Consider the following 13905-nt stretch of genomic DNA (forward strand, 5'->3'; position numbering starts at 1 on the left):
TCACAAGATTGCGCCCGCAAGGAGATCATCATGTCACTGCGTGAACAAATAAGCGGCCAATTCGTTCAGTCGTTTGGAGACCGCGATGGCGGCCCCGGGGGAGCGAACGGGATGGCGCAAGCGGCCTACCAGAACCTCAAGCGCGAGATCCATCATGCGGTACTGGAGCGCGTCGAGCTCGAACGCCTTGCGAGGCTTCCAGCGGATCAGGTGCGGCAGGAAATCGCCGCGCTGATCGCACGCATTCTCGAAGAAGAGAGAGCGCCCGCGAACGACGTAGAGCGTAAGCAGCTCGTCATCGACGTCTATGACGAAATGTTCGGATTTGGCCCGCTGGAGGTCCTGCTGCGCGATCCGACCGTCTCCGACATTCTCGTCAACACCTCAAAGCAAACCTACGTCGAGCGCAAAGGCAAACTCGAGCTGACGGACGTCACGTTCTACGACGATGCGCACCTGATGAAGGTCATCGAGAAAATCGTCTCGCGCGTCGGACGCCGCATCGACGAATCGAGCCCGATGGTCGACGCACGCCTGCCGGACGGGTCGCGCGTCAACGCGATCATTCCCCCCTCCGCCATCGACGGGCCGCTTGTCTCGATCCGACGCTTCGCCGTCAACCCGCTGCAGGTCTCCGATCTGGTCCAGCTCCGTACGCTCACGCCGCCGATGGCCGATCTGCTCGATGCGCTCGCGCGCGCGAAGATTAACATTCTCATCTCGGGCGGCACAGGCAGCGGCAAGACGACGCTGCTCAACATCCTGTCGGGCTACATTCCCGGCGATGAGCGCATCGTTACCATCGAAGATGCCGCCGAGCTGCAACTGCGGCAACCCCATGTGCTGCGCCTGGAGACACGCCCACCGAACATCGAAGGACGCGGCGAAATCACGCAGCGCACACTCGTGCGCAATGCGTTGCGGATGCGCCCCGATCGCATCATTCTCGGCGAGGTGCGCGGCGCCGAAGCGCTCGATATGCTCGCCGCGATGAACACCGGCCACGAGGGATCGCTCGCGACGATCCACGCCAATACGCCCCGCGATGCGCTGACGCGGCTCGAAAACATGATCAACCTCGCCGGGATGTCGCTGCCGCCGAAGACGATGCGCCAGCAAATCGCATCGGCGATCTCCGTCGTCATTCAAGCCTCGCGGCTCAATGACGGCCGCCGCAAGATAGTCAGCATCCAGGAGCTCACGGGAATGGAGGGCGAGATCATCAACATGCAGGAGGTGTTCGCGTTCAAGCGAACAGGCGTCGATTCGACAGGCGGCGTGCGCGGCTACTTCTGCGCAACGGGTGTTCGGCCGAAGTTCGTCGAACGCCTCCAGTCGTTCGGCATCAATCTGCCCGACGAGATCTTCGATCCCTCGCGCCGCTTCGAAGCGGCTTAACGTCCAAGCCGATTACATCTATGGGCCTGCTCCACGAACCCGCCAGCGATCCGGTCAAGATCTGAAGGAGACCACGCATGGATCCGATCTTCTACGCATTCGTCATCCTGATGTTCGTAGCTATCGTGCTCGCGATCGAGGGCGCCTATCTTTGGTGGAATAGCAGTCATGGCGCCTCGGCACGCCGCATCGAATCGCGCATTCGCGCCCTGTCCGCCGGCGGTCAGCTCCAGAAAGAGCGTCTTACGATTTTGAAGGACCGCATGCTACGTGACTCGAGCTACCTCGAGAAGCTGGTGATGAGCGTGCCCCGCTTCAAGTCGCTGGATCTCTTCATTCAGCAATCGGGGCTCAACTGGTCCGTCACGCGTCTCGTGGTAACGAGTCTCGCAATACCGTTCGTCGTCTTTGCCGCCGCACTCGTGGCTCCCGTGCCGATCAAGTTGGGCGCGGCGATCGCTTTCGCAACCAGCGGCCTTCCCTACTTTTACGTGAATCGCAAGCGCAGCAAGCGGCTAGCGAAGCTCGAGCGGCAACTGCCCGATGCCGCGGACACCATCAGCCGCGCATTGCGCGCCGGCCATTCCTTCCCGAGCGCAGTTGGAATGATCAGTACGGAGTTTGCGGAGCCGATGTCGGGCGAATTCCGCATTACTTTCGACGAGATCAATTATGGGGTGCCGCTCAACGACGCATTGATGAACCTCGCGAAGCGAGTGCCGATTCGCGATCTGCGCTACTTCGTGATCGCTGTATTGATCCAACGCGAAACGGGGGGAAACCTCGCCGAAGTGCTCGACAGCATTTCGTCACTGATTCGCGAGCGCTTCAAGCTGTTCGACAAAGTTCGCGTGCTCGCGGCCGAGGGCAAGATGTCCGCCTGGGTGCTCGGGCTTCTCCCGTTCGCGACGGCGGGCGCAATGCTTGTCCTGAACCGCGAGTTCCTCGCGGTACTGTGGGAAGACCCGATCGGTCTCAAAGTGATCTACGCGATGCTCTCGATGATGGTGTCCGGCGCATTCTGGATGCGGCGCATCATCAAGATTCGCGTGTAGTGCGGACGGAGATATCATCATGCAATCGCTCAATGGCATGAACCTGCTGTTGCTGGCCGGCCTCTTCGCGTTTGTCTTCGCGGGAGCGTTCGGGGCCATGCTCTTGTTCTCGCCGAAGGACATGCGGCGGCGCATCGAGCAAGCCGGCGGTCTTGCGCGCGCGGCCATGTCGCCGGAGCCGATTTCGGCTGCTTCCGCATTTCTGGAAAAGATCGCCGACATGTCGGAGCCGATCGCGAAGCTCTCCATCCCCAAGGAGGGTTGGGAGAACTCGGCACTCCGGATCCAGATGATGAACGCTGGCTGGCGCTCGCCGAATGCAGCGCCCCTCTATTTCGCCGCCAAGACCGTGCTCGCGCTGATCATCCCGCTCGCCGAGCTGCCGTGGCTTCTGCGCACCTCGCTCGCGGAGAATCCATTCGTGCTATCGGCGACGCTGATCGGCTTCGCCGGGATCGGTTACTACTTGCCGAACAAAGTATTGAGCCGCCGCGTGAAATTGCGCAAGCGCACGATCTTCGAGGACTTCCCCGATGCGCTTGATTTGCTCACTGTTTGCATCGAAGCAGGCCTCAGCCTCGATGCCGGCATGATGAGGGTGGCCGAGGAAATCAAGATTCGCAGTGCTGTCGTGGCCAGCGAGCTCGAACTGTTCCTGCTCGAACTCCGTTCCGGATTCACCAGGGAAAAGGCATTGCGCAACCTCTCACTGCGCACTGGCGTCGAGGACATCGATTCATTCTGCACCATGCTGATCCAGGCCGAACGGTTCGGAACGAGCATTGCCGACTCGCTGCGCGTGCTTTCCGAGACGCTGCGTACCCGGCGGCGTATGCGCGCGGAGGAACAGGCGGCAAAGATTGCACTGAAACTGCTGTTGCCACTCGCCTTCTGTATCTTTCCCGCATTGCTGACTGTTTTGCTCGGACCTGCGATGATTCACGTCTATCGGATCCTCCTGCCGACCATGAGCGGAGGCGCGGGGGGCTGAGCCGTTCACCGATCGCTCGCCCTTCTCGCGGATCTCGTCCGCGGCGGCGCCCGGCAGTAGAGGGAAATGGTGAATCAGGAGCCGTATGCGCTGCTCTGCGCGTGGTATGTTGTTCTCATTGAGCACAGAGCCAGTACGCCACCGGAGGGCCATCTCGTGATCCGCAAAACCCTCAACGCCTCCCGACTGCAAGAGGAAGTCAGCCGCCGCATCCACCGCGTTCATGAAATCGTCGAAGACGGCGTGAAGATCCGTGTGCCACGCCCTCAAAAGCAGGAGCCCGATGCGACGGGCTGCAATTGGACGATGAAGCATTTCGGCAATGCGATCGGCTACGAACGCGTCGTCGAAGAAGTACTTCGAGCAGCCCGCGCCGAATACAACCTTTCCGACTCCGACGACGCAAAGGACATCCACAGCCTCTTCGGCGAGTAACGCGGGGTACCCTCACGCATTACCCGATGCGTCTCGTTCCGCGGCCTCCAGCCCCTCATCCACTTTCTGTCGACGAAAGCGCGAGAAAATCGCGCGCACGCGCCGCTTCAACTTATCGTCGAACAGGATCTTGAGGGCCCAACGCAACTGCCCCTTTCGATGCTGCGCCGCGACGACGCGCCACACGCGCGGCGGGCAGAAATCCCGGTGCCGTGCCTCTCGTTCGATGACGGACTTGCTACCCGGCAAATGCAGAAACGAACATCGGCTGAACCAGTAGAGATTTCGATGCGTATTGCCGGGCCAATGGCGGCCCACCGCCTGATAGGCGCCGACGTCGACGATCGTCTGTCCTTCCTGCTCGAGCAGCGAAAGCGCAGCCGAGATGAACGCTTCATCGCCGTGGTGATGGAGATGGCGAATCTCCGCGAGGTAGCGCGTGAAGCACGGCATCGCCCGCTCGATGAGTCGGGTAAGAAATTCAGTCGTACATAGCAAAAATTCCCCGCCGTACCATCGCGGATTGCTGAGCGGACGGCCGGCCACCCGCTCGAGGTCGGCAATGACACGCTCGCTGCCATATGCTGGAAAGACTTGATCGGAAATATCGAACGCGCCGACGCCGCTCCGTGCACAGCGCGCGGCGAGTCCCGCGTCGAGTGGGTGCATGGCGACCATGTCCGTATCGAGCAGAAGAAAGAGCGCGTCTTTCGGCAGGCTCTTGGCCGCCTGCATCATCAAATCGAACTTGAAATGGGCGGCATAGAACGGAGTGCTCTTCGGCAGATCACGGTGCGCGATTTCGAGCGCCTGCACGACGGGGCGCGCGTCCTCGTCGGCTATATCGACAAGCATGCGGCGAACGGCATCGACTTCGTTCGTATAGACGTTCAAGCGCGGCAGCCCCGCGTGCAGCAGCGACTTGTTCAGGCCCACGGCCTGGCGCACGTACGCGGACGGATCCTTGCTTCGGCTGTTCGGGCTCGAGCCGGCACCGGGATCGAGGTAAACAAGCGCGCATGGATAAAGCGACTGGAACGTCGCACGGCGACGCCCGATGACATGCAACGGTTCATTGAGTTCGATTGTCATCTGCTCGGTCACCCGTCGATTCGCCCCGCATACGCGAAGACGCCCCGTCCCCCATTAGACTCGGACGTAATTGGCGCAAAGCTCATGCCCGCGCGCTTCAAAAACAAATCCGGGCTGCTCGGCCCGGATCAACGTGTTCATGAACCGATGATATGAAGTACCGCCCGGCCTTCTGCGCCACAATATCGGCGTTGCAAGACACCGCGGAACGATTCGATCATGTCCTCGCTGCTGACGCCCAATACGCTTTTGCCGGCGATCATGCGCCGAACCGCGCACGCGCTCGCATGCGGCGCGCTTCGGCCGATCGAAACGGCGTCGATCGCACTCGACGATGGCGGGGTGCGCTTCGTCGTACGCCAAGTATCGAGCCTCGCCCGAAAAACGCGCGAGCGTGGCGCCCATGCGACAAATTCGTCCTCGCCACCGGCCGATCCATTTCTGCCGTACGACCCGGACCTCTTCGTCGCTGACATTACGCCGACGCACGTCGCTTTGCTCAATAAGTTCAACGTCATCGATCACCATCTGCTGATCGTCACGCGCGCTTTTGAGGAACAGGAAGCTTTGCTCGATATCGACGACTTCACCGCCTGGTTGGCTTGCCTCACGCAGTTCGAGCCGCCCGGCGCAGGGCCGCGCGGCTCAGCGGCACCCAGCTCAGGGGCGCTCGGGTTCTACAACGGCGGGGAGGCGGCCGGCGCCAGTCAACGACACAAGCATATGCAGCTCGTGCCGTTGCCGCTGGCAGCCGATACCCAGGGCCTGTCGCTGCCGATCGAACCGCTCATATCGGCTGCGCTCGCCAAGGAGGCCGATGTCGCCGCTCTCGACGGCCTGCCGTTCGCGCATGCGTTCGCGCCACTCCCACCCGCGCCCGCGCCGGTTGCCGCCTTAGATCGGTATTTGCGGCTCATGGAAGCCCTCGGGCTCATCGATAAGTCCGGCCCTGGCGCGCCCGCGCGCCAGGCCAGCCCTTACAATCTGCTGCTGACGCCACGATGGATGCTGCTCGTGCCGCGCCGGGCCGAATGCGCCGACGGCGTGTCGATCAATGCGCTCGGCTTCGCAGGCTCGTTGTTCGTCCGCGATGCCGGGCAAATGGAAACTGTGCGCCGGCTGGGACCGATGACGCTGCTCGAGCGCGTATCGATGCCGCGCGACGCAAATGCATGACTACGGCTTTGATAATTTCTCGGATTGCTCTTCGATGCTCCGCAAATTCCGCGCTTTGAATCCTCGCTTGGCAATTGCCGCGCTTTGCCTGGCACTCGCCGCTTGCGCGTCGAATCCGCCCGCCTCGCAGCACGCCTATGTCGATCCGATCGGCGTCTTTCCGATGGCGGCCTACGATCAGAACGTCGATCGCTGGATCGATCCCGCGGCGCCCGGATACGACACACCGTTCCTAAGCGCGCAAACCCAACGCGAGCAACTCGACGCACTCTATGCACGCTATTTCGGCATGCGAGCCGACGACCCTTCGCCCTGGAACCCGGCTTTCATCAGTGCGATCGTCTATGGCCAGAACGGCCAGAACATCGTCGATCTCCAGCTTCGCCGCATCGGCCGATACGACAATGCGGGCAAGCCCGAGAACCTGATCGGCTATGGGCAAAACTATCGCGCGCACACGGAGCAGTGGATCGATGCGATCGAGCAAAACATGGATGTCGCGCAGTTCGGACGAGCGCCGCACTACCGGCCCTCCGCGCGTGCCATCGCAACGGCCAATCTGCTCGTGCGCGAACTGCCGACGACGGATCCCTCGTTCTATTCCCACGAGCTCGCCGGCGAAGGCTACCCATTCGACAATCTGCAGATTTCGGCCATTCGCCCCGGCACGCCGCTCTACCTACTGGGCGCCACGTCGGACGGCGCATGGGATTACGTGCAAACGCCCGACGTACAGGGCTGGGTGCAGGCGCAAGGCGTCGGCATGGTCGACGATGCCTTCATCGACACGTGGACCCAAAGCGCCCGCGCTTCGTGGGGCGCCGTCATCGCGGCATCGGCGCCCGTTCGCGACGAAGCGGGAACGTTCCGATTCGCCGCACCGGCCGGAACGCTGCTGCCTCTCGCCCCTCGCCCGCCCCTGACCGGGACCGGCGCCCAGGCCGACGCACGAACGGTCCTCGTACCTGTCCATGATATCGACGGCCGCGCCACAATCCGCCGTGTGCGGCTGGCCGACTCGCAAATCACGCCGATGCCGCTCGCCGCGACGCCGCGACATCTGGCCATGCTGATGAAGGCACTGATCGGACGGCCCTATGGATGGGGCAACACGGACTTCTACAACGATTGCTCTTCGGAACTGCAAAGCATCTTCGCCGCATTCGGCGTGTGGCTGCCGCGGCACTCGTCGACGCAGATGAGCGCGGGCCTCTTCACCGATCTCTCCGATGCGAAGCCGGCCGACCGGCTCGACTACCTGATGCGGCACGGCGAGCCGATGCGCACGATCATCTACATCGGCGGGCATGTCATGCTTTATCTGGGCCCGACCGAGCGCGACGGCCACGCAGTGCCGCTCGTCTACCAGGATATCTGGGGCTTGCGGCCCGCCGACAACAGCCGCCGCTCGGTCATCGGCGGCTCGGTCATCTTCCCGCTGTTGCTGAGGATTCCTGAAGATCCCTCGCTGCAGTCGCTGGCCGGCACGCCGATCTTTCAGATCAGCGTGATCGGCGCGCCGAGCGGCACGAAACCGCCGCCCGATCAGGAAAATCCCGCGAGCTAAGCGGCGTCAGGTCGCCGCCGCGCTACTGCGGCAGCACCTCGCCGCGCGTCTCGGGCGCGAGCGGCACGATGAAAAGTCCGATCACGAACGCGATCGCCGTCAAGGCGACGGGCACCCCCAGCGTGTGCATCTGCAGAACGGCCGCACCGAGTAAGAAGTTGACGCCGGCCCCGATGAAGCGGCCGAACGACGTGCAAAACGCGAACGCCGTCGCGCGCACGCGCGTTTCGAACTGTTCCGGCAACCACAGGCTGAAGAGCGCGAAGTTGCCGCCGAAAAAGCCGAGCGCGAAGAGCCAGGCGATGAACGGCACGAGTCCGTTGGGCAGGTAGAACGCCCATCCGAAGCTGCCCGCGATCGAGACGGCCATGCCGGCGAAATAGAAGGCGAGCGTTTTCTTGCGCCCTATGCGCTCCGCCATCGGCGGCAATGCGAGGCAGCCGAGGATCGTGCCGATCGAAAGTAGACCCGTGGCGAGCGATGCCGTCTTGATCGCGGCGTTCTTGTCCATGCCCGCCTTCAATGAAAGCTGAATGACAGCTGACGGCTCGTACACTGCGCCGGCCCACAGGCCGACGATGGCGATCGTCAACAACGCGCACGCCACCCACGTGCGGCGCCGATAGTGCGGACCGAGAATATCGCGCAGCGGACGCGCGCGCACGACTTTCGCCTCGGCCTTCTGCCATTTCTCGGGTTCCTTCACTCGCAGCAAAACGAGAATGGCGACGACGACGGGAACGGCGCCCGTCAGGAACATGGCCCGCCAGCCGAAATGAACGCCGACGGTGTAATTGAGCGCCGCCGCCAGAAAGAAGCCCGCGTAGTAACCCGTCTGCAGGTAGCCCGCGCCCATTTTGCGGCGATCCTCGGGCCACGCCTCGGCCACGTAGGTGCCCGCGAGCGCCCACTCGCCGCCAATGCCGACTCCGGCAATGAACCGGTAGATGCCGAGTTCCCAAACGTTGCTCGCCGTGGCCGCGAGCCCCGTGAAGATCGCGAACGTGAAGATCGTGCCGGCGAGCACCTTCGTCCGGCCAAAGCGGTCCGCAAGCGGCCCCCAGATGAACGACAGGCCCCAGCCGACGAGAAACAATGCGAACAGGATCGAACCGGCCAGGCCGATGTTGGCGGGTGTCGCCGCATAGCCCGAGCGCGGCAGCAACTCGGTCAACGCGGGCGTCAGGACGAGCGCGTAGATGAACGAATCCATCCCGTCGAGCGTCCATCCCGACCAAGCCCCCCAAAAGCCCGCAATTTGGGAACGATTGAGCGGTGTTCGGCGTCGTGCCGCTCGTGCGCCCAAGGCGCCTTGCGCCTCTTGTGCTTCTTGCGCATTGTCTGTGCTTGAACTCATCTGACTCCTCCGGAGATACGGTTGGACACGACCCCACTTCTCTCGACTGAGCGGGCGCGATGGTGCCGCGCCTCTGCCGGTCGGGCTTCGCACCTGGAAGACACCAGGGTTTGCCCGATTACTGATCGAATATTTTATATATAATATCGAGCATCATGACTGACGCAACGAATCGTTTTCCCTTAGGCGAATCTTCGAACGGTGCTGCGAGTGCGGGCCTGCCGCTTGCGGCCGTGTCGGCGCCGCCGCGCGTGAGCGCCTCGAAGATGGTCGCGGACGCCTTGCGCGAGGCGATCGTCAAGGGCACGCTGGCTCCCGGCGCACCGCTGAGGCAAGACGCGGTCGCGCGTCACTTCGCGGTCAGTGCCATTCCCGTGCGAGAGGCGTTACGGCAGCTCGAGAGCGAAGGCTGGGCCAAGGTGGAGATGAACAAGGGCGCGACCGTCGCCCCGCTCTTGCCTGATGAGGCGCGAGAGATCTACGAGATCCGGGCCGCACTCGAAAGCCTCGCCATTGCGTGCGCGATCCCCGCTCACGACGAAGCGACGCTGCGCGAGGCGCAGGAGCTCTGCGAGGCCGCGCGCCTGGAATCCGATTCCGCGCTTTACGTCTCGCGCAACGAGGCGTTTCATATGAGTCTCTATGCGCCCGCGAAGCGGCCGCAGTTGCTGGAGCTCATCGAGACCCTGCATCGGCGCGGCGAGCGGTACCTGCGCGTCAAGCTTGGATTGCCTGAGCACAAGGTGGTCTCGGACCGGGAACACGCGGCGTTGATGCGGGCCGTTCGTCGGCGCGACGTCGCCACGGCCCAGAAGCTGGTCGCGGAACATCTGCTCAGCACCGGCGAATTGCTCTATAAACTGCTGAGCGAGAACAGCGCCGATGCGCCCGCCGGCGCCAAGCAAGACGGCGGCAAGCGTGCGGCGAAGAAACCGCCGCGCCACAGCACATGAATGCGGTGAAGGACGAGGCCGCGCCCCACTGAACCCGATACGAGAACCGATCGATCGATGAATGCTCCAGCCGATACTTCCTTCTCGCGCAGCTGGACGACGCTGCGCGACGAAAAAGCGCGGCGTCTCGCCGTCGTGGCACCATGGATCGAAGACGGCGTGCTGCCCCGAGCGAGAATCGTCGACGCGCTCGAGGCGCTGATCCGTCCCGGCGATCGCGTGGCGCTCGAAGGCGATAACCAGAAGCAGGCCGACTTTCTGTCGCGCTCGCTCGCGCAGGTGGACCCGGCGAAGGTCAGCGGCATCCATTTGCTGATCTCGAGCATCAGCCGCCCGGAACATCTGACGCTTTTCGAGCGCGGCATCGCGCACAAGGTCGATTTCGCGTTCGCGGGACCGCAAAGCCTGCGCGTTGCGCAGCTGCTCGAAGACGGCCAGCTCGAAGTCGGCGCGATCCATACCTATGTCGAGCTCTACGCGCGGATGTTCGTCGATCTGGCGCCGCGCGTCGCGCTGCTCTGCGCCGAGCAGGCTGACCGCCACGGCAATCTCTACACGGGTCCCAATACGGAAGACACCCCCACGATCGCCGAAGCGGCCGCCTTTCGGCATGGCATCGTCATCGTTCAGGTGAACGAAATAGTCGATGAGCTGCCGCGCGTCGACATTCCCGGCTCATGGGTCGATGTCGTCGTCGAGGCCGATCGGCCGTTTGCGATCGAGCCGCTTTTCACGCGCGATCCGCGCCATATCGGCGATTTGCAGGTCCTGACGGCGATGCTGGCGATCCGCGGCATCTATGAAGCGTATGGCGTGACGTCGCTCAATCACGGCATCGGATTCGATACCGCGGCGATCGAGCTGATACTGCCGACCTACGGCGCCGAGCTCGGCCTGAAAGGCAAGATCTGCCGCAACTGGACGCTCAATCCTCATCCCACACTGATCCCCGCGATCGAATCGGGGTGGGTCGAAAGCGTTCACTGCTTCGGCAGCGAGGTCGGCATGGAAGCGTATATCGCGGCCCGCCCCGACGTCTTCTTCACGGGCCGCGACGGCAGCCTGCGCTCGAATCGCGTGCTTTGCCAGCTCGCGGGGCAATACGGCGTCGATCTTTTCATCGGATCGACGCTGCAGATCGACGCCGACGCGAACTCGTCCACGGTGACGCGCGGGCGTCTCGCCGGGTTCGGCGGCGCGCCGAACATGGGCCACGATCCGCGTGGCCGCCGCCATGCGAGCGAGGCCTGGCTCAAGCTGCTGAAGGCCGAGGGCGGGCCCGCCGCCGCGGGCTCGGGCGTGGCGCGCGGACGCAAGCTCGTTGTCCAGCTCGCCGAGACTTACAAGAAAGGCGGCGAGCCGACGTTCGTCGACGAGCTCGATGCCGTCAGCGTGGGCGCGAAAAGCGGGATGCCGATTGCGCCCGTCATGATCTACGGCGATGACGTCAGCCACGTCGTCACCGAGGAAGGCATTGCGTATCTTCACAAGGCGCAAGGTGTCGAGGAGCGCCGCGCGGCGCTCGCAGCCGTGGCGGGCGTCACCCCGATCGGCCTGCGCGCCGAGCCGGCGCGGACCGCCGAGCTGCGCAGGCGCGGCATCGTCGCTTACCCCGAAGACCTGGGCATTCGGCGCGGGCAAGCCAAGCGCACGCTGCTCGCGGCACGCAGCATCGACGATCTCGTGGAGTGGTCGGGCGGACTCTACTCGCCGCCCGCGCGTTTCAGGAGCTGGTGAGCGATGTCACCCTTGACGATCCATGCCGCGTGCGCGGCGGCACCGGAACAAGCCGACGGCATGGCCGCGCGGCTTGCGCGCTTCGCTGTCGACGCGCTCGTCGAAGAGGCCCATCTGACGCCGAAGCCCGCGCTTGTCGATCGTCGCGGAAGTGGCGCGCATCGCGATCTGAATCTCGCCGTCATGATGCGTTCGGCCCATGCGCTCGAGCCGACATTCGCGGCGCTCGCGCGTGCGGCGCGTGGCCACGCACCCTCGGCGATGCTGCGCACGGAGCTCGCGGCAATCGGACGAGCCGGCGAGATCGCCATGATGCGCGCGACGGGCGGCAGCAACGCCCATCGGGGCGCGATCTGGATCATCGGACTGCTGGTTGCGGGCGCAACGATCTGTCACGATGTCGGTGAGACGTGGCATCCGCGCACGATCTGTGAACTCGGAGCGCAAATTGCCTGCTTCCCCGACTTTGCGGCTGCCCCGACCGACAGCAATGGCGCGCGTGCACGCGCACGCTACGGGGCGGGCGGCGCCCGTCGCGAAGCGCAGCATGGCTTTCCGCATGTGCTGCGCGCGGGCTTGCCCACGCTGCAAGCGACGCGCCGGCGCGGCGACGGCGAAAACGCCGCGCGTATCGACGCGCTGCTGTCGATCATGACGACGCTCGACGATACATGCCTGCTGCATCGAGCCGGCCCCCCCGCGCTCGATGCGGCACGGCAGGGCGCGCGCGAGGTGCTTGCTAAAGGCGGCAGCGCGAGTCTGCCGGGCCGGGCCGCGCTCTATCGTCTCGACAGGACGCTCGTCGCACTGAACGCCTCCCCGGGCGGCGCGGCCGACCTGCTCGCCGCAACCCTTTTCATCGACAAGCTGGTGCGATACGGCGCCGGCGGGAGCCAGAACGCATGGAACATCTGACGTTCGATTATTCGGCGCAACGCGCCGTCAACGCTCGCGCGCATGTCGGCGTGGTCGGCTCGGGCGATCTCGAAGTACTTTTGACGCCGAACGACAAGATGGCCGCACACGTCGTCGTGCACACGAGCGTCGACGGTTACGGACATATCTGGAAAAGCGTGCTCGACCGCTTCTTCACGCGATACGACGGCGCCGTGCAGATCGAGATCAACGATTTCGGTGCGACGCCCGGCGTAGTCGCATTGCGGCTCGCCGAGGCAGTCGAAGCGCAACAAGCCGCGCAAGCGGATGGCGCGACGAACAATGGAGGGGATCAATGACGTCCGCGTCTTTTGTCGCCGGCCCCGCTCCTTTCGCCGCGCGCGAAAGCTTCATCGAGATGACGGCGCGCGAGCGAGCGCGGGCCCTCCTCGACGCAGGCTCGTTTCGCGAGCTCGTCGGTCCGTTCGATCGCCTCACGTCACCATGGCTGCCGCTGCAGGGCATCGTTTGCCAAGCCGACGACGGTGTCGTCATCGCGCGCGGCACGATCGATCATGAGCCGGCCGTCGTCGCCGCGATCGAGCCGGCCTTTCAAGGCGGCAGCATCGGGGAGGTATCGGGCAGCAAGATCGCGGCCGCGCTCGAGCTCGCGCTGTCCGATTGCGAAAGCGGGAAGCGCGTGCGCCCGCTCATCGTCTTTGAAACGGGCGGCGTACGACTGCAGGAAGCGAATCTCGGTCTCGCCGTGATCGCGGAGATCCAATCGGCGATCGTCGCGTTGAGGAAACATGTGCCGGTGGTGGGCGTGATCTCGGGCATGGTGGGGTGTTTCGGCGGGATGTCGCTCACGGCGGCGCTTTGCTCATGCCTCGTCGTGACACGTCAGGCACGCCTCGGCATGAACGGCCCCGAGGTCATCGAGCAGGAAGCCGGCATCGAGGAGCTCGATTCGAGCGATCGCCGCCGCGTCTGGCAGCTCATCGGCGGCGCGCAGCGCGTCGCCACCGGATTCGCCGATATGCTCGTCGAAGACGACGCGAGCGCCATTGCGACCGCCGTCCATGTCGCATTCGCGCGCGGCACGCCCGCCGAGCATCGCAGCGAGCAGGCCGAGGCTTATCTCACGCGCCTTGCCGAGGTCGACGCGCAAGCCGTGACGCCCGAATCCATGCGTGCGGCCTTCAGCCCCGCTCCCGGCGGTAACGGCGCCGACAACGGAAGCAATCGTGAGGACTCCTGAGGAACTC

At 64.1% G+C, this 13905-nt stretch carries 13 protein-coding genes; 11 read left to right on the forward strand and 2 right to left on the reverse strand.

The genetic code is table 11. The annotated features are described in order from the left end of the window. Window positions 1-30: 30 nt before the first annotated feature. The 4 genes from C9I57_RS14290 (at window position 31) to C9I57_RS14305 (ending at window position 3879) form a co-directional block, all read left to right on the forward strand. Window positions 31-1398: a CpaF family protein gene (locus tag C9I57_RS14290; protein ID WP_107151317.1), complete on the forward strand. Its 1368-nt coding sequence runs from the start codon at window positions 31-33 to the stop codon at window positions 1396-1398. Between the two features lie 77 nt (window positions 1399-1475). After that, window positions 1476-2453: a type II secretion system F family protein gene (locus tag C9I57_RS14295; RefSeq protein WP_107151318.1), complete on the forward strand. Its 978-nt coding sequence runs from the start codon at window positions 1476-1478 to the stop codon at window positions 2451-2453. A gap of 19 nt (window positions 2454-2472) precedes the next feature. Next, window positions 2473-3444 (forward strand): type II secretion system F family protein, encoded by a 972-nt coding sequence (locus tag C9I57_RS14300; protein WP_107151319.1) that lies wholly within the window; start codon window positions 2473-2475, stop codon window positions 3442-3444. 156 nt (window positions 3445-3600) lie between these two features. Continuing rightward, window positions 3601-3879 (forward strand): hypothetical protein, encoded by a 279-nt coding sequence (locus tag C9I57_RS14305; protein WP_107151413.1) that lies wholly within the window; start codon window positions 3601-3603, stop codon window positions 3877-3879. 12 nt (window positions 3880-3891) lie between these two features. Here C9I57_RS14305 and C9I57_RS14310 read toward each other — a convergent pair whose 3' ends face one another. Further along, window positions 3892-4971 (reverse strand): hypothetical protein, encoded by a 1080-nt coding sequence (locus tag C9I57_RS14310; protein WP_107151320.1) that lies wholly within the window; start codon window positions 4969-4971, stop codon window positions 3892-3894. Between the two features lie 219 nt (window positions 4972-5190). On the opposite strand from C9I57_RS14310, the gene C9I57_RS14315 reads away from it, so the two are divergent. Then, entirely contained in the window at window positions 5191-6147 is a 957-nt protein-coding gene (locus tag C9I57_RS14315) for an ATP adenylyltransferase family protein (protein WP_107151321.1), read from the forward strand. 34 nt (window positions 6148-6181) lie between these two features. Then, the gene (locus C9I57_RS14320; protein WP_107151414.1) at window positions 6182-7714 is read left to right on the forward strand and encodes a C40 family peptidase; all 1533 of its coding nucleotides are present in this window, start codon (window positions 6182-6184) and stop codon (window positions 7712-7714) included. Between the two features lie 22 nt (window positions 7715-7736). Here C9I57_RS14320 and C9I57_RS14325 read toward each other — a convergent pair whose 3' ends face one another. Further along, entirely contained in the window at window positions 7737-9071 is a 1335-nt protein-coding gene (locus C9I57_RS14325) for an MFS transporter (RefSeq protein ID WP_258187641.1), read from the reverse strand. A 155-nt stretch (window positions 9072-9226) separates the two neighbouring features. Between C9I57_RS14325 and C9I57_RS14330 the strand changes: the two genes are divergently transcribed. The 5 genes from C9I57_RS14330 to C9I57_RS14350 are packed head-to-tail and all read left to right on the forward strand — an operon-like array spanning window position 9227 to window position 13898. Continuing rightward, a complete protein-coding gene (locus tag C9I57_RS14330) occupies window positions 9227-10024 on the forward strand; it encodes a GntR family transcriptional regulator (RefSeq protein WP_107151322.1) in 798 nt (265 codons plus the stop codon). Window positions 10025-10081: 57 nt separating this feature from the next. Further along, entirely contained in the window at window positions 10082-11761 is a 1680-nt protein-coding gene (mdcA, locus tag C9I57_RS14335) for a malonate decarboxylase subunit alpha (RefSeq protein WP_107151323.1), read from the forward strand. Window positions 11762-11764: 3 nt separating this feature from the next. Then, window positions 11765-12676 (forward strand): triphosphoribosyl-dephospho-CoA synthase, encoded by a 912-nt coding sequence (locus C9I57_RS14340; RefSeq protein ID WP_440130207.1) that lies wholly within the window; start codon window positions 11765-11767, stop codon window positions 12674-12676. Continuing rightward, window positions 12664-12996 carry a malonate decarboxylase subunit delta gene (locus tag C9I57_RS14345; RefSeq protein WP_107151324.1) on the forward strand — a complete coding sequence of 111 codons (333 nt, stop codon included), beginning with the start codon at window positions 12664-12666 and terminating at the stop codon, window positions 12994-12996. Before C9I57_RS14340 ends, C9I57_RS14345 begins: the two co-directional genes overlap by 13 nt. Next, window positions 12993-13898 carry a biotin-independent malonate decarboxylase subunit beta gene (locus C9I57_RS14350; RefSeq protein WP_107151325.1) on the forward strand — a complete coding sequence of 302 codons (906 nt, stop codon included), beginning with the start codon at window positions 12993-12995 and terminating at the stop codon, window positions 13896-13898. Before C9I57_RS14345 ends, C9I57_RS14350 begins: the two co-directional genes overlap by 4 nt. Window positions 13899-13905: the final 7 nt, after the last annotated feature.

The organism is Trinickia symbiotica (assembly GCF_003028655.1).
GTDB classification, from domain to species: domain Bacteria; phylum Pseudomonadota; class Gammaproteobacteria; order Burkholderiales; family Burkholderiaceae; genus Trinickia; species Trinickia symbiotica_A.